The organism is Streptomyces sp. NPDC028991 (assembly GCF_055564775.1).
Genome location: NZ_JBVHVP010000001.1, coordinates 353568 through 377333, shown reverse-complemented (window position 1 = coordinate 377333; position 23766 = coordinate 353568). Strand labels below are relative to the sequence as shown.

The window sequence follows — 23766 nt, the reverse complement described above, 5'->3', positions numbered from 1 at the left end:
ACAGGAAACTTTCCTAACAGACACTGCCCGCGGCCCGGGGACGGGCAGTGGACTTCCCCCACCGCACACTGAAAAGCTGAGCGGCCGAGAGGCAGGTGTGGACACGCATGGCAGGAACCGCCGGCACGCCGGGCACCCCGCGCGTCCTGCGCGCCATGAACGACCGGGCCGCCCTGGACCTCCTGCTGGAGCACGGGCCGCTGTCCCGCACCCGGATCGGCAAGCTCACCGGCCTGTCCAAGCCGACCGCCTCCCAGCTGCTGGCCCGCCTGGAAGCGGCCGGGCTCGTGCTGGCCGGCGGCACCACGGAGGGCCGCCCGGGCCCGGGCGCCCAGCTCTACGAGGTCAATCCGGCCGCCGCGCACGCCGCCGGGCTCGACGTCACTCCGGACCGCGTCCTCGCCGCGGTCGCCGACGTGACGGGGCGCACGATCGGCCGGTACGAGCTGCCCACCCCGGGCAGGCGCGCCGCCACCCCCGTCGTCCGGCAGGTCACCGACGCCCTCGACGGCGCGGTGAAGGCGGCCGGACTCGTCCGGGACGACGTCCGCCGCCTCGTCGTCGGCACCCCGGGCGCCTTCGACCCGGGCACCGGACGGCTGCGCTACGCCTCCCACCTGCCGGGCTGGCACTCCCCCGCCCTCCTCGACGAACTCGCCGCCGCCCTGCCGATGCCGGTCGAGTACGAGAACGACGTGAACCTCGCCGCCGTGGCCGAGCAGCGCCTCGGCGCGGCCCGGGGCCACGAGGACTTCGTCCTGCTGTGGAACCAGGAGGGCCTGGGTGCCGCCCTGGTCCTCGGCGGCCGGCTGCACCGCGGCTGGACCGGCGGCGCGGGCGAGGTCGGGTTCCTGCCGGTGCCGGGCGCCCCGCTGGTCCGCAAGGTCAGCCGTACGGGCAGCGGCGGCTTCCAGGAGCTGGCCGGTTCCCAGGCCCTGCCGCAACTGGCCCGGGAGCTCGGCGTCGCCTCCGTGCCCTCCGGCTCGCACCCCGAGGCCGCCGCCGCCCTGATCGCCCGCGCCGCGCGGAGCGAGGACGACAACGACCCGCACCGCCGGCTGCTCCGGACCTACGCCACCCGCCTCGCCACCGGTCTCGCCTCCCTCGTCTCCGTCCTGGACCCCGAGCTGGTGGTCCTGAGCGGTACCTCGCTGACCGCCGGCGGTGAGGCGCTGCGCACCCTGGTCCAGGACGAACTGGAGGAGCTGGCCGCGTCCAGGCCCCGGCTCGTCGTCGGTGACGTGACCGGGCATCCCGTACTGCGCGGCGCGCTGGAGAGCGCGCTGGCGACCACCCGCGACGAGGTCTTCGACACCTCTCGCTGAAGCACCCCGCGCACGCTCCCCTCCTTCCCGACCTCGCCCCAGGGAGATCCGCCATGCCCGGAATATCCAGAAAAGCGGCCCTCGCGGTCGCCGCCTCAGCCTCCCTCAGCCTCCTCGCCACCTCCTGCACCGGCCAGTCGGACACCGGCGCCACGGACGACCCGAACGCCGAGACGACCATCACCTTCTGGCACGGCTGGAGCGCCCCCGCCGAGGTGGAGGCCGTACAGGCGAACGTGGACCGCTTCGAGAAGGCGCACCCCAACATCAAGGTGAGGGTCGTCGGCAACATCAACGACGACAAGCTCAACCAGGCCCTGCGCGCGGGCGGTTCGAAGGGCCCGGACGTGGTGTCGTCGTTCACCACCTCCAACATCGGCAAGTTCTGCTCCTCGGGCGCCTTCCTGGACCTCAAGCCCTTCATCGAGAAGTCGAAGCTCGACCTGGACGCGCTCATCCCGAAGCCGATGCTGGACTACACGCAGTTCGAGGGCACCCGCTGCGCCCTCCCCCTGCTCGGCGACGCCTACGGCCTCTACTACAACAAGGACGCCTTCGAGGCGGCCGGGATCAAGGCACCGCCGAAGACCTGGTCCGAGTTCACCGAGGTGGCGAAGAAGCTCACCGAGCCCAAGGGCGACGGCTACGAGCAGCTCGGCTTCATGCCGAACTACCACGGCTACGAGACGGTCGTCGACCACTACATGTCCCAGTGGGACCACTCCTACTTCGACGAGAACGGCAAGTCGAACGTGGCGAAGGACCCGGCCTTCGCGGAGATGTTCAGGTACCAGAAGAAGCTCGTCGACGACCTCGGCGGCTTCGAGAGGCTGGAGAAGTACCGCAACACCTTCGGCGACGAGTGGGGCGCCGAACACCCCTTCCACACCGGTCGGGTGGCCATGCAGCTCGACGGCGAGTGGCGGCTCGGCATGGCGCAGGACGCGGGCGTGGGCTTCGAGATCGGCACCGCGCCGATGCCCGTCGCCGACGACGAGGCGGACGAGTACGGCAAGGGCTTCCTCTCCGGCACGGTCATGGGCATCGCCCCGCGGAGCGAGAAGCAGAACGCCGCGTGGGAGCTGGTGAAGTACATGACGACCGACACCGGGGCCGTCGTCGCCTTCGCCAACGCCATCCGCAACGTGCCCTCCACCCTCCCGGCCCTGAAGTCGCCCGACCTGAAGACGGACCCGGCGTTCAAAACCTTCCTGGACATCGCCCGGCACCCCGAGTCGAACACCCCGCCGGCCTCCGTCAACGGCTCCACGTACCAGCTGACGCTCCAGGACTTCGGCTACCGGTACGAGTCGGGCAAGGTGAAGGAGAAGGACCTGAAGGCCGGGCTGGAGAAGACCGCCGCGCAGATCGACCGCGACATCGAGCAGACGAAGTAGCGGTCCATGACGTTCATGACCGCGAACACTCTCCGCGCGAAGCGCCGGTCCTCGGCGCTTCGGACGGCGGCCTTCATGTCACCGTGGATCGTCGGGTTCGGTGTCTTCTTCGCCTACCCCATGGTGTCCACCGGGTACTTCTCGCTGATGAGGTACGACGGCTTCGGTGTCCCCGAGTTCCGGGGCCTGGACAACTGGGCGTACGTCTTCCGGGACTACCCGCTCTTCTGGCCGGCCCTGCGCAACACCCTGTGGCTGGTCCTGGTGATGGTGACCTGCCGGGTCGTGTTCGGACTCGGGATCGGCCTGCTCGTCACGAAGATCAGGACCGGGGCCGGTGTCTTCCGCACCCTCTTCTACCTGCCCTACCTCGCCCCGCCGGTCGCCGCCACGCTGGCCTTCGTCTTCCTCCTCAACCCCGGCACCGGCCCGGTCAACTCCGTGCTGGAAGGCCTGGGCGGGCCGGCGCCGGGCTGGTTCACGGACTCCGCCTGGTCCAAACCGGCGCTGACCGCGCTCGCGCTGTGGGGCGTGGGCGACCTCATGGTCATCTTCATGGCCGCGCTGCTCGACGTGCCGAAGGAGCAGTACGAGGCGGCCGAGCTGGACGGGGCGTCGGCCTGGCAGCGGTTCCGGTTCGTGACGCTGCCGAACATCTCGCCCATCGTGCTGTTCGCCGTGGTCACGGGCGTGATCCAGACGATGCAGTACTACACGCAGCCGCTGGTCGCCGGGAAGGTCGCTTCCGGGATCATCGGCGGCTCCGGCCAGTCCTTCGAGCCGGGCTACCCGGACAAGTCGACCCTCACCCTCCCCCAGCTCGTCTACAACCTCGGCTTCCAGCGCTTCGACTACGGCTCCGCCTGCGTGGTCGCACTCGTGCTGTTCGCACTGGCCATGGCGTTCACGGCGCTGCTGATGCGCCGCCGGGGCGGTCTCCTCCAGGCAGGTGAACGATGACCCGGGTACGGGAACGGCCCGTGGTGGCCGGTACGCCCCCCACCGAGCAGCGCGCCGCCCGCCGCCGTGTCCTGCTGGAGTGGATCGCCGTCCACTCCCTGGGCGTCGCCGCCGCCCTCTTCTTCACCCTGCCGTTCGTGTTCGTGGTCCTCACCTCCCTGATGAGCGACCAGCAGGCCCTGACCCGCGACCTGTGGCCGCACACCTGGGAGTGGGGCAACTACCGCACGGTGCTGGACACGCCCGGCTTCCTCACCTGGTGGAAGAACACGCTGCTCTACGCGGGGCTCGGCACCGTCCTGACCGTGGTGTCGTCGGTCCCGGTGGCGTACGCGCTGGCCAAGTTCCGTTTCCGGGGCCGGCATCTGTCCCTGATGCTGGTGATCTCGATGATGATGCTGCCCCCGCAGGTGGTCATCATCCCGATGTACCTGTTCTGGGCGAAGCAGCTCGACCTGTCCGGCACACTGTGGCCGCTGATCATCCCGATGGCGTTCGGCGACGCCTTCTCCATCTTCCTGCTGCGGCAGTTCCTGCTGACCATCCCGGACGAGTACCTCGACGCCGCGAAGGTGGACGGCTGCGGGGAGCTGCGCACCCTGCTGAGGGTCGTCCTGCCGATGGCGAAGCCGGGCATCGCCGCAGTGGCCCTCTTCCAGTTCTTCTACGCCTGGAACGACTACTTCGGACCGCAGATCTACGCCTCCGAGAACCCCGGCGCCTGGACCCTCTCCTACGGCCTGGAGTCCTTCAAGGGCGCCCACCACACCGACTGGAACCTCACCATGGCCGCGACCGTGCTGGTCATGGCCCCCGTGATCCTCGTGTTCTTCTTCGCGCAGAAGGCGTTCGTCGAGGGCGTCACGCTGACCGGAGTCAAGGGATGAGCAAAGGGTTGATGACTGCATGAAACTCACCGTGGTCGGCGGCGGTTCGACCTACACGCCCGAACTCGTCGACGGCTTCGCCCGGTTGCGGGACACCTTGCCGGTCGAGGAGCTCGTCCTCGTCGATCCGGCGCCGGACCGGCTGGAACTGGTGGGCGGCCTCGCCCGCCGTATCCTCGCCCGGCAGGGTCATGACGGCCGGATCGTCACCACCTCCGACCTGGACGCGGCCGTGGACGGCGCCGACGCCGTACTGCTCCAGCTGCGCGTCGGCGGCCAGGCGGCCCGCGAGCAGGACGAGACCTGGCCGCTGGAATGCGGCTGCGTCGGCCAGGAGACGACCGGCGCGGGCGGCCTGGCCAAGGCGCTGCGCACCGTGCCGGTGGTGCTGGACATCGCCGAGCGGGTCCGCCGCGCCAATCCGGACGCCTGGATCATCGACTTCACCAACCCGGTCGGCATCGTGACCCGCGCCCTGCTCCGGGAGGGGCACCGGGCGGTCGGCCTGTGCAACGTGGCGATCGGGCTCCAGCGCAAGTTCGCCACGCTGCTCGGGGTGGCACCCGCCGACGTCCACCTGGACCACGTGGGCCTCAACCACCTCACCTGGGAGACCGGCGTCCGCCTCGGCGGCCCCGAGGGCGAGGACGTCCTGCCCCGGCTGCTGGCCGAGCACGGGGACGCGGTCGCCGCCGACCTCCGCCTGCCCCGCCCCCTCCTGGACCGCCTGGGCGTCGTCCCCTCCTACTACCTGCGCTACTACTACGCGCACGACGAGGTCGTCGACGAGTTGCGCATCAAGCCGTCGCGGGCCGCCGAGGTGGCGGCGATGGAGCGGAAGCTGCTGGAGATGTACGGCGACCCGGCCCTGGACGAGAAACCCGCCCTGCTGGCGAAGCGGGGCGGCGCCTACTACTCGGAGGCGGCCGTGGACCTGGCCGCCGCCCTGCTCGGCGGCTCGGGCTCCCCCTGCCAGGTGGTGAACACGTACAACCGGGGCACATTGCCCTTCCTTCCCGACGACGCGGTGATCGAGGTGCCGGCGGCGGTGAGCCCGAAGGGCGCCGCTCCGCTGCCGGTGCCGGCCGTGGACCCGCTGTACGCGGGGCTGATGGCGAACGTGACGGCGTACGAGGACCTGGCCCTGGACGCGGCCCTGCGCGGCGGCCGGGACCGGGTGCTGCGGGCGCTGCTCGCCCACCCCCTCGTCGGTCAGTACGGGTACGCCGAGCGGCTCACCGACCGGCTGGTCGCACACAACCGGGAGCACCTGGCGTGGGCCTGACCGCGAGCCTGCTCGCCGTCGACGCGGGCAACAGCAAGACCGACGTGGCCGTGGTGACGGCCGGCGGGGAGGTCCTCGCCACGGCCCGCGGCGGGGCCTTCCGGCCGCCCGCCGTGGGCGTCGAGCGGGCGGTGGACGCCCTCGGGGAGACGGTGGCGCGGGCCTTCGCCGCGGCGGGCGTCAGCTCCGTCGAGCACGTCTCGGCGTGCCTGGCCAACGCCGACCTGCCCGTGGAGGAGGAGCGGTTGGCCGCCGCGCTGCACGCGCGCGCGTGGGGTGCGCGTACGGACGTACGCAACGACACGTTCGCCGTCCTGCGGGCGGGCGTCGACGAGCCGCTCGGTGTCGCCGTCGTGTGCGGGGCGGGCGTCAACTGCGTCGGCATGCGCCCCGACGGCCGCACCGCCCGCTTCCCCGCCATCGGGCGCCTCTCCGGTGACTGGGGCGGCGGCTGGGGGCTGGCCGAGGAGGCGCTGTGGCACGCGGCGCGGGCGGCGGACGGGCGCGGGGAGCCGACGGAACTGGCCCGTGCCCTGCCCGCCCACTTCGGGCTCGGCTCGATGTACGCCCTGATCGAGGCCCTGCACCTGCGGCACATCCAGCCCGTCCGGCGCCACGAGCTGACCCCCGTGCTGTTCGCCACGGCGGCAGGCGGCGACCCGGTCGCCCGGTCCGTCGTGGACCGGCAGGCGGACGAGGTGGCCGCCATGGCCACGGTCGCGCTGACCCGGCTGGACCTGCTGGCGGAACGGACGCCGGTCCTGCTGGGCGGCAGCGTCCTGGCGGCCCGGCATCCGCAACTCGACGACCGGATACGGGAGCTGCTGGCGGCCGGCGCCCCCAAGGCCGTACCGCGAGTGGTGACGGCACGGCCGGTGCTGGGCGCGGTGCTGCTGGGGCTCGACCGGGCGGGGGCGGCGCCCGGGGCCCACGCGCGAGTGCGTGCGCACTTCGCCGTCTGAGGCCCCCGGGAGGGCCCCGTGAGGCCCTGAGAGTCCCTGTGAGGTCCCGTGAGGCCCCGTGAGGCCGGGTCCCGGAAGTCCCGGTCTCCGGGAACCGAGCCGGTTCCGGTGGCGTATTCATGGGCAGGGGTGGTGCGTTGCACCGGTTCGGAGGACCGGTGCGGAACACCGGATCCCGGCAGCGGGTCCTGGCACCGGATCTCGGCGGGCGGTCCCGGCACCGGGCGCGGTTCAAGATCGGGTGAAGTCCCGTGCGGATACCGGTGCGGGCAGCGATACTTGCGGTGACGGATGACCATGGGGGAGGTCAGCAGTGAACCAACCGCCGAAGGGCAGCGCGGCGCCACCGCAGGGCACGGTCGTGCCCGCCCTGCCCGCCGTACCACCGCAGCCCGGGCCGGGGCCCCGGCGGCGGCCGGGCGGCGCCCCCGCCGGGCCGCCGCCCGCGGAACCCCGCCGCACCGCGTTCGCCGAGGGCCTGGACCGGCTGCGCGCGGCGGCCGTCACCGAGCCGGGGCGGCTGCGGATCATCGGCGCGCTGCTCGCCGCGCTCGTCGTCGCCTTCGGCGCCGTCACCGCCTGGCAGATGAACGAACGGTCCCAGGCCGCCGCCGACGTGCTGCACCGCAGTCAGCCGCTCACCTCCGACGCGGCCGACATCTACCGCTCCCTCGCCGACGCCAACACCGCGGCCTCCAGCGGGTTCCTGGCCGGCGGCCAGGAGACCAAGGAGTCACGGGACCGGTACGAGAAGGGCGTCCGCACCGCCGCCGAAGGGCTCGTGAGGGCCGCCGCCGACGCCGACGCCGGCTCCCCCTCCAGAACGACCATCACCAAGCTCAACCGCCTCCTGCCCGAGTACAAGGGCCTCATCGAGCGCGCCCGCACCTACAACCGCCAGGGCTTCCCGGTCGGCGGCGCCTATCTGCGCTACGCCAACGAGAAAATGCAGCAGGAGATGCTCCCGGCGGCGGAGGATCTCTACAAGACGGAGAACCGCCGGCTGCGCGCCGACTACGCCGACGCCAGGCCCTACCCCTGGGCCGCGCTGGCCCTCGGCGTGCTCGCGCTCGCCGCGCTGGTCTGGGCGCAGCACCGCAACTACCGGCGCACCAACCGGGTCCTCAACCACGGCCTGGTCGCCGCCACCACCGCCACCACGGTCGTCCTGCTCTGGCTGGCCGTCGGCCACAGCGTCGCGCGGTCGAACCTGGGCGACTCCTACGACCACGGCGTGCGCTCGCTGAACGTGCTGCACGACGCGCGCATCGCCTCCCTCAAGGCCCGGGGCAACGAGAACCTCACCCTGGTGGCGCGCGGCGCGGAGACGAAGAAGGTCGGCGACGAGACGTTCGACGCCTACGACTTCGAGTTCGAGAGGAACATGGACGCGCTCGGCAAGGGTCTGGCGGAGGCCGCCCGGCTCGCCGACGACGAGGCGGGCGAACGGCCGGTCGCGGCGGCGAACGGCAACATGGCCGAGTGGAAGAAGCGCCACGACTCGGCCCGCGAGCAGGACGAGAACGGCAACTACCAGCAGGCGCTGGACCTGGTGATCGGCGGCAAGGACAGCGGCGTCGAGCCCACGGTCGAGTGCTTCGACGGCGTCGACACCTCGCTGGCCGCCGCCCTCGGCCACGAGGAGCGGGAGTTCGAGCGGGCGGCGGGCGACGGCCTGGACGCGATGGGCTACCTTCCGCAGGGCGCCGGCGTCCTGGCCGGGCTCGGCGCGGCCGGCGCGCTGCTGGGCATCGGCCGCAGGCTCTCGGAGTACCGGTGAGGCGGCGCGCGGACCCGCCCGGCGAGTGGGAAGGAGTACCCGTGGAAGGAGGAGCGAGGATGCGTGCACGACGACTGCGGGCCGGCCTGAGGGGCTGGGGCGGCGTGGGGGCGATGGCCGTCGCCTGTGCCCTCGCCGTGCTCTTCGCGCTGCTCCTGCCGGTGGTGCGGTCCCACGGCGAGGACGGCGGCACGGGCACCGGCGGCCACGGCGTCGCCCACGGCAGCCAGGCGCGCGCCGCCGAGGAGTGCACGGACCCGGAGAAGCAGACCCTGTCCCCGGACGACGCCGACGGTCCCACCATCGACGAGATCCAGAACCGCGAGGGCGCGAAGCGCAAGCTGATCGTCGGCGTCGACCAGAACAGCTACCGCTGGGGCTACCGGGACCCCAACAGCGGCGGCGACGCCGAGCTGGAGGGGTTCGACATCGACCTGGTGCACCGCATAGCGGAGGACATCCTCGGCGACCCGGACGCCGTGCAGTTCAAGGCGATCCCCACCGACCAGCGCATTCCCGCGATCCAGGACGGCCGGGTCGACATGGTGGTCCGCACGATGACCATCAACTGCGACCGCCTGGAGGACGTCGCCTTCTCCGCTCCCTACTTCAAGACCGGCCAGCAGGTGCTGGCGCCCAAGTCCTCGGACGTCACGGGGTACGACGAGACGCTGGCCGGCAAGAAGATCTGCACGGCCGCGGGCTCCACGGCGTTGAGCACACTGGAGCAGGACCGGAAGGACGGCAGGCTCGCCGCCGACGCCGACCTGAGCACCACCGTGCCCAACCAACTGGACTGCCTGGTACGGCTCCAGCTGGGCGAGGTCGACGCGGTCGTCACCGACGGCGCGCTCGCCGCGAGCCAGGCCGCCCAGGACCCCACGGTCGAACTGCAGGGCGACGCGTTCACCACCGAGTACTACGGCGTGGCGATGAAGAAGGACGCCGACGATCTGGTACGCCGGGTCAATCAGATCCTCGTGGAGTGGCGCGCGGACAAGGCCGAGGGGTGGCGGCACTCGTACGAGGAGTGGCTGTCGGAGACGATGGGCGACGCGGCGAAGTCACAGCCGCCGAGCCCGCCGCAGTACCTGCGCACGAGCTGAGGGACCGCCGCACCGCAGGAAGACGAGCACGCACAAGTCCGCGACAGCGAGGGGTGATCGATGGGCGACACGGGACCCACCGGGCCGGTGATGGACCGGGACGAGGTGGACCGTGCGCTGGCGCGGCTCGGCGCGGAGCACGAGGCGGTCGAGACCTCGCTCCTCGCCCTCCAGGACCACGCGGGCCGCAGACTCCTCGAAGGCGCCGAGCTCACGGGCGTGACCGGCGAGCGCTGGGCCGCCGCGGAGGCGTCGATCACGCTGCTGTGGACCTACTTCGACGCGTACTCGGGCGCGCTGCGCACGGCCAGGGAGATCCGCTCCCGGCGCCGCTGGTCCAGCCGCGAGGACCTGGCCGAGCTGACCGAGCTGCTGCGCGGCGAGGCCGTCACAGTGGCCGGCAGCGCCACCGCCACGGCCGGCGCGCCCACCCTGACCGGCGGTCCGGGCCGGCTCAGCGAGCGCTACTCGCTGGCGGCACTGGTCGACCGGATGAACCAGCTCTACGCGTCCTCCCTCGACATGGTGGTCGCCGCCGACGCGGTGTGGTCGGCACTGCCCGCGCGGATCGATTTACTCGCCGCCGAGCTCCAGCGCACCCGCCGCCTCGCGCACTCCGTGGGCGTCCGCCCCGGCGAACACCCGGCCGGTGACGACCTGGAGCGGATCACCCGCACTCTGACGAGGCTGCGCGAGCGGGTGGTGTCCGACCCGCTCGCCTTCTGGCTGCCCGCCGAGGGCAGTTCGGCGCCGGGCGGCGGCCGGCCGGACACCACGGTGTACGACCGGGAAGCGCGCGCCCTGGAGGACGTGCGCCGCGAGATCGACGCCGTGCTGGCGGTGCGCCAGGACGCGGAGCAGCGGATCGTGCGGCTGCGGGACGTGCTCTCCCGCGCGGACCGCACGCTCGCCGAGGCCCGCACCGCGCGCGGCGAGGTGCTGGCGAAGATCGCGGCGACGGAGGTGCCGGTCGTCAGCGGGCCGCCGACGGTGCTGCAGGAGCAGCTGGCGGCGGCCGCCGAGTACCGCAGACACGCGCAGTGGCACCGCCTGTCCCCGCTCCTGGAGTCCCTGGAGGAGAAGGCGGAGGACGAACTGCTGCGCGCCCGTGAATCGCTGACGGCGGTCACCGCACCCCTCGCGGTCCGCGCGGAGCTGCGCGGCCGCCTCGACGCGTACAAGGCGAAGGTGGCCCGGCTCGGGTACGCCGAGGATCCCGAGCTGGTCGAGAAGTACGAGAAGGCGCGCCGCATGCTGTGGAGCGCGCCCTGCGACCTGCGCGTCGCCGAGCAGGCCGTGCTGCGCTACCAGCGCGCGGCGGCCGACCTGCTCGGCTCGGCCCCGCGGGTGCCCGGTCAGGGCGGGCCGGTGGACCGCACGGGGCCCGGCGTATGAGCGACAAGGGGGAGGCAGCGTCATGAGTGAGGCACAGCGGACGTGTCAGCGTCCCGGCTGCGGCGGGACCTACGAGGACATGGGCGGCGGCGAGCTGTACTGCGACACGTGCGGTCTCGCGCCGGTCGTCGCCTCCAACGGCATGGTGGGCTCGACGCCGACCGGGGTCACGGGCGGCGGCAAAGGGTCGCGCGGCTCGGCGGGCAGCGGGAGTTCCCGGTCCGGCAGCCGCAGTTCGCGTACGTCGTCGCAGTCGTCGAAGTCCCGGCGCTCGGTGTCGGGACGGCTCTCGCGGTCGGTGTCGGGACGGTCGACGGGCCGGTCGGTGTCGGTGCGCAGCTCGGGTTCCCCCGCCGGCTCCTCCGCGCGCGGGCGCCTCGGCGCCGGCCTGGTCGAGGTCCCGGCGATCCCGCGGCCCGACCCGCGCGCGATGGTCCTGGACAACCCCGAGGTGCCGGAGCGGAAGCGATTCTGCTCGCGCTCGGACTGCGGGGCGCCGGTCGGGCGGGCGCGTGGCGAACGGCCGGGGCGCACGGAGGGCTTCTGCACCAAGTGCGGCCACCCGTACTCGTTCGTGCCCAAGCTGAAGGCCGGGGACGTGGTGCACGGCCAGTACGAGGTGGTGGGCTGCCTCGCGCACGGCGGGCTCGGCTGGATCTACCTCGCCGTGGACCGGGCGGTATCCGACCGCTGGGTGGTCCTCAAGGGCCTGCTGGACACCGGCGACCAGGACGCGATGGCGGCGGCCATCTCCGAGCGCCGGTTCCTCGCCGAGATCGAGCACGCCAACATCGTGCGGATCTACAACTTCGTCGAGCACCTCGACCAGCGCACCGGCTCCCTCGACGGCTACATCGTCATGGAGTACGTCGGCGGCAAGTCGCTCAAGGAGATCGCCAACGCACGGCGCTCTGCCGAGGGCAGGCGCGACCCGCTGCCCGTCGAGCAGGCCTGCGCGTACGGCATCGAGGCGCTGGAGGCGCTCGGTCACCTGCACAGCCGCAACCTGCTCTACTGCGACTTCAAGGTCGACAACGCCATCCAGACCGAGGACCAGCTCAAGCTGATCGACATGGGCGCGGTGCGCCGGATGGACGACGAGGAGTCCGCCATCTACGGCACGGTGGGCTACCAGGCGCCGGAGGTCGCCGACGTCGGCCCGTCGGTGGCGTCCGACCTGTACACCGTCGGCCGCACCCTCGCCGTGCTCACCTTCGACTTCCAGGGCTACACCAACGTATACGCCGACTCCCTGCCGGACCCCGACACCATCGAGGTCTTCCGGCGGTACGAGTCGTTCTACCGGCTGCTGGTGCGCGCCACCGACCCCGACCCGGCCCGAAGGTTCGCCTCCGCGCAGGAGATGGCGGAGCAGCTGACGGGTGTGCTGCGCGAGGTCGTCTCGCTCCAGTCGGGCCGCGCCCGGCCCGCCGTGTCCACGCTGTTCGGGCCGGAAGTCAGGGTGACGGACACCGAGTTGTTCCCGCCGCTGGACGGCGACGTGTCACTGCTGGGTGCCCGGGTGCCGGGTACGAGGAGGCGTGGCACCGCCTCGGCGCCCGCTCCGCTGCCGGGCGGCGCGGGCACCGGTCCCGCGTTGCCGGGCGGGACGAGCGCCGCGGTCGGTGCGCCGGGCGGAACGGGCCCGGGTGTCGGGGCGCCCGGCGGGCCGGGCACGGGGCTCGGTGCCTCCGGCGGGGCGGCCACAGCGCTCGGCGCGCGATCCGGCGGAGCGGGGGCGAGCACCGCGCCGCCGGGTGCGGTGAGCGCGGCCGGAGCGATCGGCGGGGTCGGGGCGATCGGTGGCCCCGGAGCGATCGGTGGGCCCGGCGGGTCCGGCGGGTCCGGCGGGGTCCACGCCGGTGCCTCCGGCCTCGTCAAGTCGGCCGACGCGCCCACCGCCGCCCTCGCGCTGCCGGTGCCCCGAGTCGACGCGGGCGACCCCAACGCGGGTTTCCTCGCGGGCCTCATGGCGTCCGCGCCGGGTGAGCTGCTGACCGCGCTGGCCTCCGCACCGGCGCCGTCGACCGAGACCCGGCTGCGGCAGATCCGGGCCCGGCTGGAGCACGGCGACGCGCCCGGCGCGCTGGAGCGGTTGGAAGGTCTGGAGGACGAGCGTCCCGACGACTGGCGGGTGGTCTGGTACCGGGGGCTGGCCGCGCTGGTGACCGGGGATCACGAGGTCGCCGCGCTGGCCTTCGACGCGATCTACGACGCCTTCCCGGGCGAGATCGCGCCCAAGCTGGCGCTCGGCCTGTGCGCGGAGGTGCTGGGGCAGCTCGACAACGCGGCCGAGTACTACCGCCTGGTGTGGTCGTCCGACCCGAGCCATGTCAGCGCCGCGTTCGGGCTGGCCCGGGTGCAGCTCGCGGGCGGCGACCGGACCGGTGCCGTACGGACGCTGGAGTCGGTGCCGGAGTCGTCCATCCACTACACCGGCGCGCGCGTGGCGGCCGTACGGGCTCGGCTGCGGCAGCGCGCGGCGGGGGCGGGCGACGTGGCCTTCCTGGACGATCTGGTCGCCTCCGCGCGACAGGTCGAGGCCCTGGACGTGTACGGTCTGGATCCGGCGCGGCGCGAGCAGCTGTCGGCCGAGGTCCTCGGCTGCGCGCTGGACTGGGTACTCTCCGGAGGTCGGGGTTCCGTCCCTCCCGCCGCCGGGGGACGGACGCTGCTCGGCAGCGGCCTGGACGAACGCGGCCTGCGTTTCGGGCTCGAGCGTTCGTACCGCACGCTGGCTCGGCTGGCGCGAGGCGGCGAGGAGAGGATCGACCTGGTGGAACGTGCCAATCGTTACCGCCCCCGGACGTGGGTGTAGTTGATGTCGCAGATGCCCCAGCAGGCCGCTGTGCCGAAGTGCCCGAGCTGCGAGGAACCCCTCGAGTCGGGCGACCGTTTCTGCGGTGCGTGCGGATACGACCTGTCCGCCGTGCCCGCGCGGCCCGACGACAGCCCGACGATCGCCATGAACGGCTCGGTGCCCCCGCCGTCTTCGCCGCCGGAGGGCGTGGACTGGCCCGTGGCCCGGGACTCGGACGGCTCGGGCCGGCCCGCCCCGGCGCACGCGGCGGCCGAGGTGCCGGGCACCGACTCGGGCGGCTCCCCGCTGCCCCCGGTCCCGCCGGCCCCACCGGCCCCACCGGCCGCCCCACCGACGCACGCGGCGCCGCCGGAATCACCCGCGCCCGGCGTGCGGTTCGACCAGGCCGACCGGGCCGACCGGCCGCGGGAGCCCGAGGAGTACCCGCTGCAAGCGCCCGACCCGCGACTGGCCACCGATCCGCAGGCCCCCACCGATCCGCAGGCCCCCGCCGGACCGGCGGCACCGGTGCCGGCCGCGGGCGACAAGGTGTGCGTGGCCTGCCGCGCGGGACGGGTCGACGACGACGGCTACTGCGAGAACTGCGGACACGCCCAGCCCCGCGAACGCGACCACATGGAGCAGGAGTCGGGCCCCGTCGCCGCGGTCAGCGACCGCGGTCTGCGCCATCACCGCAACGAGGACGCGTTCTCCGTCGGCTGCACCGCGCTGCCCGACGGCGCCCCCGCGACCGTGGCGATCGTCTGTGACGGCGTGTCCTCCGCGACCCGCCCCGACGACGCCTCGCTCGCCGCGTCCCGGGCGGCCGGCGAGTCCCTGCTCACCGCCCTGCCGCGCGGCACCCACCCGCAGCAGGCCATGCACGACGCCATCATCGCCGCGTCGCACGCCGTCAACGCCCTGGCGGACGAGCCCGCCACCGCCCGTGAGCAGGCCCCGCACCAGAACGCGCCCGCCTGCACCCTGGTCGGCGCCGTGGTGGCGTCGGGACTGCTGGTCGTCGGCTGGGTCGGCGACAGCCGCGTCTACTGGGTGCCGGTCGACCGGAGCACCCCGCCCGCCCGGCTCACCGAGGACGACTCGTGGGCCGCGCAGATGGTCGCCGCCGGACTGATGAGCGAGGCCGAGGCGTACGCCGACGAGCGCGCCCACGCGATCACCGGCTGGCTCGGCGCCGACGCCTACGAACTGGAGCCGCACACCGCGTCCTTCAAGCCGGACCGCCCAGGCGTGGTCGTGGTCTGCACGGACGGCCTGTGGAACTACGCCGAGTCCGCCGAGGAGATGGCCGAGGCCATGCCCCTCGACGCCGCCGCGCGCCCGCTGCACAGCGCCCGCGTCCTGGTCGGCCACGCCCTGGACGGCGGGGGCCACGACAACGTAACAGTGGCCCTCCTGCCGTTCCCGGCCCCGCCCCAGGGGGCAGGATCGGCCTGAGGCCCCCGCACGGTACGGGTACGCACGCGGGGCGGTCTCGCGGACCGCAGGGGGCGGTCCGCGCCGGCAGCCAGACACCCCACCACCGTGGGGACGTAGAGGGGGATGCGATCCGGCATGGCCAATTTCTCGAAGTCGAACGTGCCGCAGTTCTCGGTGGACGTCTACCAGAACGAATACCTGCCCGAGGGCGGCCGCGAGGTCAATGCCATCGTGACGGTCACCGCGACCGGCGGCGGCACGATCGGGAGCGCGGTCGCCGCGCCCCACCTGTACTCGCCGGGCCAGGGCCCGTCCGCGGCCGTGGCGGTCATGGTCGACTGCTCGGGCTCGATGGACTACCCGCCCACCAAGATGCGCAACGCCCGCGACGCGACGGCCGCGGCGATCGACACCCTGCGCGACGGCGTGCACTTCGTGGTGGTCGGCGGCACGCACGTGGCCAAGGAGGTCTACCCGGGCGGCGGCCGCCTCGCGGTCGCCGACGCCACCACCCGTGAACAGGCCAAGCAGGCACTGCGCAAGCTGAGCGCCGGCGGCGGCACCGCCATCGGCACCTGGCTGCGGCTGGCCGACCGGTTGCTGTCCACCGCGGACGTCGCCATCCGGCACGGCATCCTGCTCACCGACGGCCGCAACGAGCACGAGTCGCCGGAAGACCTCAAGGCGGCGCTCGACGCCTGCGCCGGACGGTTCACGTGTGACGCCCGTGGCGTGGGCACCGACTGGGAAGTGAAAGAAGTCACAGGCATCGCCTCCGCGCTGCTCGGCACCGCCGACATCGTCGCCGACCCGGCCGGCCTGGCCGCCGACTTCACGCAGATGATGGAGACGGCGATGGGCAAGGAGGTCGCGGACGTCGCCCTGCGCCTGTGGACCCCGGTCGGCACCACCGTGAAGTTCGTCAAGCAGGTCGCCCCCACGGTCGAGGAACTGACCGCCCGCCGCACCGAGGCGGGCCCGCGTGCCGGGGACTACCCCACCGGTTCCTGGGGCGACGAGTCCCGTGACTACCACGTCTGCGTGGAGGTACCGGCCGCGAACCTGGGCCAGGAGATGCTGGCCGCCCGCGTGTCCCTGGTCATCCCGGAGCCCGGGGACGCCTCCCGCCCGAGCGTGGCCGGGAGTGGGGAAGGCACCGTCCGAAACCTCGGCGCGCAGGGTCTCGTACGGGCCGTGTGGACGGACGACATGGCCGCCTCCACGTCGATCAACCCGCAAGTGGCCCACTACACCGGGCAGGCCGAACTCGCCCAAGTCATCCAGCAAGGGCTGGATCTGCGCAAAGCGGGAGACATCGACGGAGCAACGGCCAAACTGGGCCGGGCGGTCCAGCTCGCCGGAGCCTCCGGAAACGCGGATACCGCGAAACTGCTTGCGAAGGTGGTGGACGTTGTCGACGCGGCGGAAGGTACTGTGCGACTGAAAGCGAAGGTCGAGGAGGCCGACGAGATGACTCTCGAGACTCGGTCGACGAAGACTGTCCGTGTAAAGAAGTGACGCAGGACAACACACTCCACAAGCCCGCAAGAGGGGGAAGCTCCGACATGCCGACCTGCCCGAACGGACACCAGTCGGGTTCCGACGACTGGTGCGAGGTCTGCGGTCACCGCATGGCCGGTGCCGTCCCGCCCCCTCCCCCGCCTCCGCCCCCGGGCGGCGGCTACGGCTTCCCGCCGCCCGGCGGTCCCGGCGGCCCCGGTGGACCGGGCGGACCCGGCGGGCCGGGCGGACCCGGCGGCGGTCCCGGTGGTCCGGGTGCCGAACCGCAGCTGTGCCCGCAGTGCCGCACGCCGCGTGAGGGCGGGGCTCCGTTCTGCGAGGAGTGCCGGTGGAACTTCCTCACCAACACCGCCACCTCCTACACCCCGGCAGCCCCGCGCCCGCCGGCGTCCGGTGGCCCGGCACCGCACTTCCAGCAGCCGCCGTCGGGGCCGTCGTACGGCGGCGGCGACTCGTACGACTACCAGGGCTCCCGCCCGTCCCAGATGAACCGTCCCGCCGAGCCGATCCCACCGGGCCCGCCTTTCGGCGGCGACCCGTCGGGGCCTGGCCGTCCGGGCGGCGGCCCGGGTGGTCCGGGGAGCGGTCCCGGCGGTCCGGGGAGCGGTCCCGGCGGTCCGGGCGGTCCGAACCGGCCCTCTGACCCCTTCAACCCCGGCGGCCCTGGTGGCCCTGGTGGCCCTGGTGGTCCTGGTCGCCCGGGGAACGGACCGGGCGGCCCGGGTGGTCCGGGCGGTCCGGGCGGTCCGAATCGACCCTCTGACCCCTTCAACCCCGGCGGCCCCGGTGGCCCTGGTGGCCCTGGTGGCCCTGGTGGCCCTGGCAATGGTCCCGGCGGCCCGCCGTCCCCGCCCGGTTTCGGCACCGACCCGTCGCGGCCGGTTCCGCCGCCGCCCGGGCCCGTTCCGCCGTCGCCCGGCCCCGGGGGTGCCCCGCAGTCCTACCAGCAGTCCGGTCCGCCCGCCCCGCCCGCCTTTCCGCAGGAGACCAACCGTCCGCAGCAGGGCGGCCCGTCCTTCGGCGGCGGTGACGACGACTGGGTGCTCTCCCCGCCGTCGTCCACCGGACAGGGCGGACCCGGCGGCGCTCCCGGCGGGCCCGGCCCGGCCCAGGGCAGCGGCTACGACTACCCGCAGCCCGGTGCCACCCAGGCCCCGCCGCCCCCGCCCGGCGGCGGCTACGGGTTCCCGCAGCAGCCCCAGCAGCCGCAGCAGCCGCAGCGGCCCCAGCAGCCGACGACCTGGACGGCGACCATCGGCCCGGACCGCGACTACTTCATGGCCATGATGCAGCGCTCCGGTCCCGAGGCCGCGGGTCTGAACCTGCCCGCGTACTCGCCCGAGCAGCAGCGCGCGCTCACCGGCAACCAGATCACCATCGGCCGCCGCCGACACTCCACCGGCGACACTCCGGACATCGACCTGGCGGTGCCGCCGGAGGACCCGGGCGTCTCGCACCAGCACGCGGTACTGGTGCAGCAGCCGGACGGGAGCTGGGCGGTCGTCGATCAGAACTCGACGAACGGCACGACGGTCAACGGCGGCGACGAGCCGATCCAGCCGTTCGTGCCGGTGCCCCTTCAGGACGGCGACCGGGTGCACGTCGGCGCCTGGACGACGATCACGATCCGCCGGGGCCAGTAGCCGCTCCGTACGTCAGGTGAGCTCCGTACGTCAGGTGAACGGCCAGGCGTACGGGCCCTCCGGGTCGTCCAGCCACGCCCAGGCCCGTTCGCCGCTCACGGTGATCCCGTAGCGCTCGCGCTGCGGCGCGTCCTCACGGTCCCACAGGGCGTACGCCTCCTGCGGGTCGAGGCTGCCCCGGCCGAGTGCCAGCAGGAAGCGGAACAGGTCGTCCTCCCGGGCCCGGCGCGGCACCCCGCCCAGGCCCGGTGCCTCCGGATCGGACCGTTCCGCGCCGCGCAGCGGCACGAAGTAGGCGGGTGTGTGCAGGAAGCGCCCCTCGGCGTGCCCGGCGTCGTGGACCGTGAGGGCGACCAGGCCGGTGGCGAGCGGGGTCAGGATCCGGCCGCCGGGGCGGCACTGGGCGAGCCAGGCGCGCGGGATCGAGGGCAGCGTGCAGGTGGCGAGGATCCGGTCGTAGGGGGCGCGTTCGGGTACCCCGCGGGCACCGTCGCCCGTGACGACGGCCGGGTGGTACCCGGCGGTGGCCAGGTGCCGGCGGGCCGACTCGGTGATCTCGGGGTCCAGGTCGACCGTGGTGACCAGGTCGTCGTCGCCGAGCCGGTGGGCCAGCAGGGCGGCGTTGTAGCCGGTGCCGGCGCCGATCTCCAGGACCCGGTCGCCGTCTCTCACGCCTAGCTCCACCAGCATCATCGCCATCAGCGACGGCTGGCTGCTGGAGGAGAGCAGCTCCCCGTCGCGCAGCCGGGTGGCCAGCGGGGCGTCGGCGTAGGCGCCGTGCACCCAGCGCTCGCGGGCGTGCGGGTCGGGGTGCTCGCCCCACCGGCGCTCGTAACCGCCCCGGACGCCGACGTAGTAATAGGGGACGAACAGGTGGCGCGGGACCGCCACGAAGGCCTCCCGCCACACCGGGTCGGCCGCCCAGGCACCGCTCAGCTCGATCTCCCGCACCAGCTCCGCCCGCGCGGAGGCGGCGAGGCCGTCCAGATCCCGGTGCCCGCCCATGTCTACACAGTACGGGCCCGACACAGGGCGGTGGGAGGGGCGGCGAGACGGTGGTCGCGCTGGTCGGTGGTCGGTGGTCGGTGGTCGGTGGTCGGTGGTCGGTGGTCGGTGGTCGGTCCTAAGCCTCAAGTCCTATGTCCCCGCGTCTGAGACCATGGACGATGTGAATGAGATTCGGCGCGGCACGCTTCAGGAGCAGACCTTCTACGAGCAGGTCGGTGGGGAGGAGACCTTCCGCCGGCTCGTCCACCGTTTCTACGAGGGGGTCGCGGAGGACCCGATCCTGCGGCCGATGTACCCGGAGGAGGACCTGGGCCCGGCCGAGGACCGTTTCGCGCTCTTCCTGATGCAGTACTGGGGCGGCCCGACGACGTACAGCGACAACCGCGGTCATCCGCGGCTGCGGATGCGGCACGCCCCCTTCGCCGTGGACCGGGCGGCGCACGACGCCTGGCTGAAGCACATGCGCGTCGCCCTCGATGAGCTGGGACTCTCCGAGGAGCACGAGCAGACGCTGTGGAAGTACCTGACGTACGCGGCGGCATCGATGATCAACACCGCGGGCTGACCCAGCGGTTGACCGGGCCGGGCGGTTGACCGGGCCGGGCGGTCGACCGGCTGCCCGGTCAGCCGGGGCGGGCGTCGGGGTCAGCGCACGCTGAGGCCCAGCGCCCCGGTCCCCGCCCGGCGCAGGACGACGGATCCGTAGGGCGTGCGCAACCGCAGCCACGCGCCCGAGGAGAACAGCTTCGGCGCGGTGTCCGCGCCGGACGTCGCGGAAAGCCGCAGGAACCCCAGTGACTGTGCCGCGTGCACCGCCCGCACCGGCAGCCCGGTCTCCCCGACCGTCCGGGACCATATGTCCCGCCCGATCGCGTCCAGCTCGGTCCGGGTGCGCCGCTCGGGCGCCAGTTCCCCGGTGCGGGAGCGGAACTCCGCCACCGCCGCGGCGACCAGCGCGCGCAGGGCGTCCGGGGCGGGCAGCCCCGGCTCGGGCCGCCAGCCGCCGCGCGGGGGCAGCACACCGGCCCACGGGGGCCCGGTCACCGCTCCGGGAACGCCCGCGGTGGCCGCCGGTTCGTCCACCGTCTCCAGGAGTTCACCGGCGGACACGGTCACGTCCAGCGTGACGTCGAGGCCGTTCTCGTACGGCTTGGCCAGCCGCACCGCACGCACGGCCAGCACCTCGAAGGAGGGCGGCCGGCCGAAGACGGCGAGGGCGGTGCCGGCCGCCTGCAGGCGCACCGCCGCCGAGCGGTCGTAGTGGAGCAGGCGGGAGAGGAAGGCCACGAGATCCGCGGCCTCCCCCTCGTCGGCCAGGTGGAGGACCGTCATGCGGCGACGGCCCCCTCCTTGTCGTCCGTGTACTCCCGGAGGAACTCCCGTTCCTCCGCGGTGAGCCGGCGCGGCATCTGCGTCTCGAAGTCGAACGGCACGATCACCGTCGAGGCGCGGACGTAGACCTCGTCCCCGTCCTTGACCTCGTAGGTGAGCGTGAAGGAGGCGGCCCTTATCTCCGTGACCCACAGCTCGATGTCGACCGGGTGGTGCCGGTGGACGAGTTGCCGCTTGTAGTCGATCTCATGGCGTGCCACCACGGACCCCTGCTTGAAGTCTTTCTCCGGGCGGAACAGGAAGTCGATACGTGCCTCCTCCAGGTACCGGAGGAAGACCACGTTGTTGACGTGGCCGTACGCGTCCATGTCCGCCCAGCGCAGCGGGCAGCGGTAGATGTGCCGCAAGATCGATCAGCCCCGGGTCAGCTTCTTGTAGGTGGCACGGTGCGGACGCGCGGCGTCCGGTCCGAGCCGCTCGATCTTGTTCTTCTCGTACGAGTCGAAGTTGCCCTCGAACCAGAACCACTTGGAGTCGCCCTCGTAGGCGAGGATGTGGGTGGCGACGCGGTCGAGGAACCACCGGTCGTGGGAGACGACCACGGCGCACCCGGGGAACTCGAGAAGGGCGTTCTCGAGGCTGCCGAGGGTCTCGACGTCGAGGTCGTTGGTCGGCTCGTCCAGGAGGAGCAGGTTGCCGCCCTGCTTGAGGGTGAGCGCGAGGTTGAGGCGGTTGCGCTCACCGCCGGAGAGCACCCCGGCCGGCTTCTGCTGGTCCGGCCCCTTGAACCCGAAGGCGGAGACGTACGCCCGCGAGGGCATCTCCACCTGCCCCACGTTGATGTAGTCCATCTCGTCGGAGACGACCGCCCACAGCGTCTTCTTCGGGTCGATGTTCTCGCGGCTCTGGTCGACGTAGGAGATCTTGACGGTGTCGCCGACCTTGATGGACCCGGAGTCCGGCTCCTCGAAGCCCTGGATCATCTTGAAGAGCGTGGTCTTGCCGGCGCCGTTGGGACCGATGACCCCGACGATGCCGTTGCGCGGCAGCGTGAAGGAGAGATCGTCGATGAGGACCTTGTCCCCGAAGCCCTTGGTGAGGTTGTTCACCTCGACGACGACGTTGCCCAGGCGGGGGCCCGGCGGGATCTGGATCTCCTCGAAGTCCAGCTTCCGCATCTTGTCGGCCTCGGCCGCCATCTCCTCGTACCGCGCGAGACGCGCCTTGGACTTGGCCTGCCGCCCCTTGGCGTTCGACCGCACCCACTCCAGCTCGTCCTTGAGGCGCTTCTGCCGCTTGACGTCCTTCTGGCCCTCGACCTTGAGGCGGGTGGCCTTGGTCTCCAGGTACTTGGAGTAGTTGCCCTCGTAACCGTGCAGGCGGCCGCGGTCGACCTCGCAGATCCACCCGGCGACGTTGTCCAGGAAGTACCGGTCGTGGGTCACGGCCACGACGGTGCCCTCGTACTTGGCGAGGTGCTGCTCCAGCCAGTTCACCGACTCGGCGTCGAGGTGGTTGGTGGGCTCGTCGAGCAGCAGCAGGTCGGGCGCCTCGAGCAGCAGCTTGCAGAGCGCGACACGGCGCTTCTCACCGCCGGAGAGGTTCACGACGGGCCAGTCACCGGGCGGGCACCCGAGCGCGTCCATGGCCTGCTCGAGCTGGGCGTCGAGGTCCCAGGCGTTGGCGTGGTCGAGCTCCTCCTGGAGCTTGCCCATCTCCTCCAGCAGCGCGTCCGAGTAGTCGGTCGCCATCTGCTCGGCGATCTCGTTGAACCGGTCGAGCTTGCCCTTGACCTCGGCCACACCCTCCTGGACGTTCTCCAGGACGGTCTTCGCCTCGTTCAGCGGGGGCTCCTGCAGCAGGATGCCGACCGTGTAGCCCGGCGACAGGAACGCGTCACCGTTCGACGGCTGCTCCAGCCCCGCCATGATCTTCAGAACGGTCGACTTACCGGCGCCGTTCGGCCCGACCACACCGATCTTCGCGCCGGGCAGGAAGTTCAGGGTGACGTCATCGAGAATCACCTTGTCGCCGTGCGCCTTGCGCGCCTTGCGCATGGTGTAAATGTACTCAGCCAAGAGAAACCGTCCGGCAGCTTGATCAGGCAGTGGGCAGATACACCCCATCTTGCCGCACCGCCACCCCTGGGAGGAAACGCGTAAGGGGCGGGGCCCGTGACCTGGTGTTTCCCGGACGGCATCTGAAGACATGCCGGGGGCGCGCTGTGGCGGGCCAGAAGTGCTGCGGCGACAAGGCCGCGCCTGTCAGCGCTCAAGGGGGCGGGCTGCCTCCGGGCCGGCGTGCCGGCCGGATGATTCCGCTCCGGGAGTCGAGCCCGCGCGCCGCTGCCGCACCACGAATACCGCCGCGACGACCGAGATCGTCAGGAAGAACAGGGCACCCGCGCCCGACATCACCGCCAGTACGGCTGCCCCGCCGCCCCCGACATCAGCTTCACGGGCGACTACGTGAGGATCGTCCGCCTGGTACCGGACGGTCAGTGAGGTGCCGACAGAGGTCTTGCCGCCGCCGCTGCCCACCGGAAGGTCCGCCACCACGGTCCGCCCATCGGCCTCGAACCTGACCTGGCAGTGGCCCGCCATGCACGCGCCGCCCGTATGCAACGTCGCCCGAGTCCGCTTGCCGTCCTGGAGGGAGCGTAGGTGCTGGGCCGCCGGAGACATCACCAGCACCGACAGCGCGCCCAGCAGCAGGGCGAGCACCAGCGACCCCAGTAGGGACGCGCGAGGCCCCGGGCCACGGTTCTGCTGGTGCGCGCCGGAGGCACCTCCGCCTGCGCTCGATGCGTCGTCCAGGGCTCTCACCATCCGCTTCGGTTCGTGTCGAGGCGGTGTGCCACGTCTCGCACACGGGCCGCACTCACTGTCCGTGTTGCCGAACAGGGTAAGACAGGGGGCGTTCCGG

The 23766-nt window shown here is 72.7% G+C and carries 19 protein-coding genes; 14 read left to right on the top strand and 5 right to left on the bottom strand.

Features of this window, described 5'->3' with window-relative positions; all coding sequences use genetic code 11:
• The first annotated feature begins 107 nt into the window (after window positions 1–107).
• The 13 genes from ACZ4V1_RS01660 to ACZ4V1_RS01600 all read left to right on the top strand — a co-directional run bounded on the left by ACZ4V1_RS01660 (window position 108) and on the right by ACZ4V1_RS01600 (window position 18501).
• Window positions 108–1325: an ROK family transcriptional regulator gene (locus ACZ4V1_RS01660; RefSeq protein WP_468328014.1), complete on the top strand. Its 1218-nt coding sequence runs from the start codon at window positions 108–110 to the stop codon at window positions 1323–1325.
• Between the two features lie 53 nt (window positions 1326–1378).
• Window positions 1379–2722: an ABC transporter substrate-binding protein gene (locus ACZ4V1_RS01655; protein ID WP_468328012.1), complete on the top strand. Its 1344-nt coding sequence runs from the start codon at window positions 1379–1381 to the stop codon at window positions 2720–2722.
• A gap of 15 nt (window positions 2723–2737) precedes the next feature.
• The gene (locus ACZ4V1_RS01650; RefSeq protein ID WP_468328010.1) at window positions 2738–3682 is read left to right on the top strand and encodes a carbohydrate ABC transporter permease; all 945 of its coding nucleotides are present in this window, start codon (window positions 2738–2740) and stop codon (window positions 3680–3682) included.
• The gene (locus ACZ4V1_RS01645) at window positions 3679–4569 is read left to right on the top strand and encodes a carbohydrate ABC transporter permease (protein WP_468328008.1); all 891 of its coding nucleotides are present in this window, start codon (window positions 3679–3681) and stop codon (window positions 4567–4569) included. Before ACZ4V1_RS01650 ends, ACZ4V1_RS01645 begins: the two co-directional genes overlap by 4 nt.
• 19 nt (window positions 4570–4588) lie before the next feature.
• Window positions 4589–5854, top strand: a complete 1266-nt coding sequence (locus ACZ4V1_RS01640) for a 6-phospho-beta-glucosidase (protein WP_468328006.1) — start codon at window positions 4589–4591, stop codon at window positions 5852–5854.
• Window positions 5845–6816 (top strand): N-acetylglucosamine kinase, encoded by a 972-nt coding sequence (locus ACZ4V1_RS01635; RefSeq protein WP_468328004.1) that lies wholly within the window; start codon window positions 5845–5847, stop codon window positions 6814–6816. The genes ACZ4V1_RS01640 and ACZ4V1_RS01635 overlap by 10 nt, the downstream gene beginning before the upstream one ends.
• 313 nt (window positions 6817–7129) lie before the next feature.
• Complete coding sequence (locus ACZ4V1_RS01630) at window positions 7130–8596, top strand: hypothetical protein (RefSeq protein ID WP_468328002.1); 1467 nt, start codon at window positions 7130–7132, stop codon at window positions 8594–8596.
• A 59-nt stretch (window positions 8597–8655) separates the two neighbouring features.
• Window positions 8656–9702: a glutamate ABC transporter substrate-binding protein gene (locus ACZ4V1_RS01625; RefSeq protein WP_468328000.1), complete on the top strand. Its 1047-nt coding sequence runs from the start codon at window positions 8656–8658 to the stop codon at window positions 9700–9702.
• Between the two features lie 60 nt (window positions 9703–9762).
• Window positions 9763–11097, top strand: coding sequence for a coiled-coil domain-containing protein (locus ACZ4V1_RS01620; RefSeq protein ID WP_468327998.1), 1335 nt, complete (start codon window positions 9763–9765; stop codon window positions 11095–11097).
• Between the two features lie 22 nt (window positions 11098–11119).
• Entirely contained in the window at window positions 11120–13915 is a 2796-nt protein-coding gene (locus ACZ4V1_RS01615; protein WP_468327996.1) for a serine/threonine-protein kinase, read from the top strand.
• A gap of 3 nt (window positions 13916–13918) precedes the next feature.
• Window positions 13919–15355 (top strand): PP2C family serine/threonine-protein phosphatase, encoded by a 1437-nt coding sequence (locus ACZ4V1_RS01610; protein ID WP_468327994.1) that lies wholly within the window; start codon window positions 13919–13921, stop codon window positions 15353–15355.
• Window positions 15356–15472: 117 nt separating this feature from the next.
• Window positions 15473–16855, top strand: coding sequence for a vWA domain-containing protein (locus ACZ4V1_RS01605; RefSeq protein ID WP_468327992.1), 1383 nt, complete (start codon window positions 15473–15475; stop codon window positions 16853–16855).
• A gap of 47 nt (window positions 16856–16902) precedes the next feature.
• A complete protein-coding gene (locus ACZ4V1_RS01600; protein WP_468327990.1) occupies window positions 16903–18501 on the top strand; it encodes an FHA domain-containing protein in 1599 nt (532 codons plus the stop codon).
• Window positions 18502–18531: 30 nt separating this feature from the next.
• Here the strand turns inward: ACZ4V1_RS01600 and ACZ4V1_RS01595 are convergent, their stop codons facing one another.
• The gene (locus ACZ4V1_RS01595; RefSeq protein WP_468327988.1) at window positions 18532–19506 is read right to left on the bottom strand and encodes a methyltransferase domain-containing protein; all 975 of its coding nucleotides are present in this window, start codon (window positions 19504–19506) and stop codon (window positions 18532–18534) included.
• Window positions 19507–19660: 154 nt separating this feature from the next.
• On the opposite strand from ACZ4V1_RS01595, the gene ACZ4V1_RS01590 reads away from it, so the two are divergent.
• Window positions 19661–20074 (top strand): globin, encoded by a 414-nt coding sequence (locus tag ACZ4V1_RS01590; RefSeq protein ID WP_468327986.1) that lies wholly within the window; start codon window positions 19661–19663, stop codon window positions 20072–20074.
• 80 nt (window positions 20075–20154) lie between these two features.
• Here the strand turns inward: ACZ4V1_RS01590 and ACZ4V1_RS01585 are convergent, their stop codons facing one another.
• The 4 genes from ACZ4V1_RS01585 to ACZ4V1_RS01570 form a co-directional block, all read right to left on the bottom strand.
• Entirely contained in the window at window positions 20155–20841 is a 687-nt protein-coding gene (locus tag ACZ4V1_RS01585; RefSeq protein WP_468327984.1) for a DUF8185 domain-containing protein, read from the bottom strand.
• Window positions 20838–21248: an acyl-CoA thioesterase gene (locus ACZ4V1_RS01580; RefSeq protein WP_468327982.1), complete on the bottom strand. Its 411-nt coding sequence runs from the start codon at window positions 21246–21248 to the stop codon at window positions 20838–20840. Before ACZ4V1_RS01580 ends, ACZ4V1_RS01585 begins: the two co-directional genes overlap by 4 nt.
• 6 nt (window positions 21249–21254) lie before the next feature.
• Entirely contained in the window at window positions 21255–22919 is a 1665-nt protein-coding gene (ettA, locus tag ACZ4V1_RS01575) for an energy-dependent translational throttle protein EttA (protein ID WP_468327980.1), read from the bottom strand.
• A 186-nt stretch (window positions 22920–23105) separates the two neighbouring features.
• Entirely contained in the window at window positions 23106–23564 is a 459-nt protein-coding gene (locus ACZ4V1_RS01570) for a hypothetical protein (protein WP_468327978.1), read from the bottom strand.
• Window positions 23565–23766 lie beyond the last annotated feature (202 nt).

What these genes read in the sequence shown, in the direction of transcription:
- ACZ4V1_RS01660 (WP_468328014.1), top strand. Translation starts at nt 108, where the DNA reads ATGGCAGGAACCGCCGGCACGCCGGGCACCCCGCGCGTCCTGCGCGCC.
- ACZ4V1_RS01655 (WP_468328012.1), top strand. Translation starts at nt 1,379, where the DNA reads ATGCCCGGAATATCCAGAAAAGCGGCCCTCGCGGTCGCCGCCTCAGCC.
- ACZ4V1_RS01650 (WP_468328010.1), top strand. Translation starts at nt 2,738, where the DNA reads ATGACCGCGAACACTCTCCGCGCGAAGCGCCGGTCCTCGGCGCTTCGG.
- ACZ4V1_RS01645 (WP_468328008.1), top strand. Translation starts at nt 3,679, where the DNA reads ATGACCCGGGTACGGGAACGGCCCGTGGTGGCCGGTACGCCCCCCACC.
- ACZ4V1_RS01640 (WP_468328006.1), top strand. Translation starts at nt 4,589, where the DNA reads ATGAAACTCACCGTGGTCGGCGGCGGTTCGACCTACACGCCCGAACTC.
- ACZ4V1_RS01625 (WP_468328000.1), top strand. Translation starts at nt 8,656, where the DNA reads ATGCGTGCACGACGACTGCGGGCCGGCCTGAGGGGCTGGGGCGGCGTG.
- ACZ4V1_RS01620 (WP_468327998.1), top strand. Translation starts at nt 9,763, where the DNA reads ATGGGCGACACGGGACCCACCGGGCCGGTGATGGACCGGGACGAGGTG.
- ACZ4V1_RS01615 (WP_468327996.1), top strand. Translation starts at nt 11,120, where the DNA reads ATGAGTGAGGCACAGCGGACGTGTCAGCGTCCCGGCTGCGGCGGGACC.
- ACZ4V1_RS01610 (WP_468327994.1), top strand. Translation starts at nt 13,919, where the DNA reads ATGTCGCAGATGCCCCAGCAGGCCGCTGTGCCGAAGTGCCCGAGCTGC.
- ACZ4V1_RS01605 (WP_468327992.1), top strand. Translation starts at nt 15,473, where the DNA reads ATGGCCAATTTCTCGAAGTCGAACGTGCCGCAGTTCTCGGTGGACGTC.
- ACZ4V1_RS01600 (WP_468327990.1), top strand. Translation starts at nt 16,903, where the DNA reads ATGCCGACCTGCCCGAACGGACACCAGTCGGGTTCCGACGACTGGTGC.
- ACZ4V1_RS01595 (WP_468327988.1), bottom strand. Translation starts at nt 19,506, where the DNA reads ATGGGCGGGCACCGGGATCTGGACGGCCTCGCCGCCTCCGCGCGGGCG.
- ACZ4V1_RS01590 (WP_468327986.1), top strand. Translation starts at nt 19,661, where the DNA reads ATGGACGATGTGAATGAGATTCGGCGCGGCACGCTTCAGGAGCAGACC.
- ACZ4V1_RS01585 (WP_468327984.1), bottom strand. Translation starts at nt 20,841, where the DNA reads ATGACGGTCCTCCACCTGGCCGACGAGGGGGAGGCCGCGGATCTCGTG.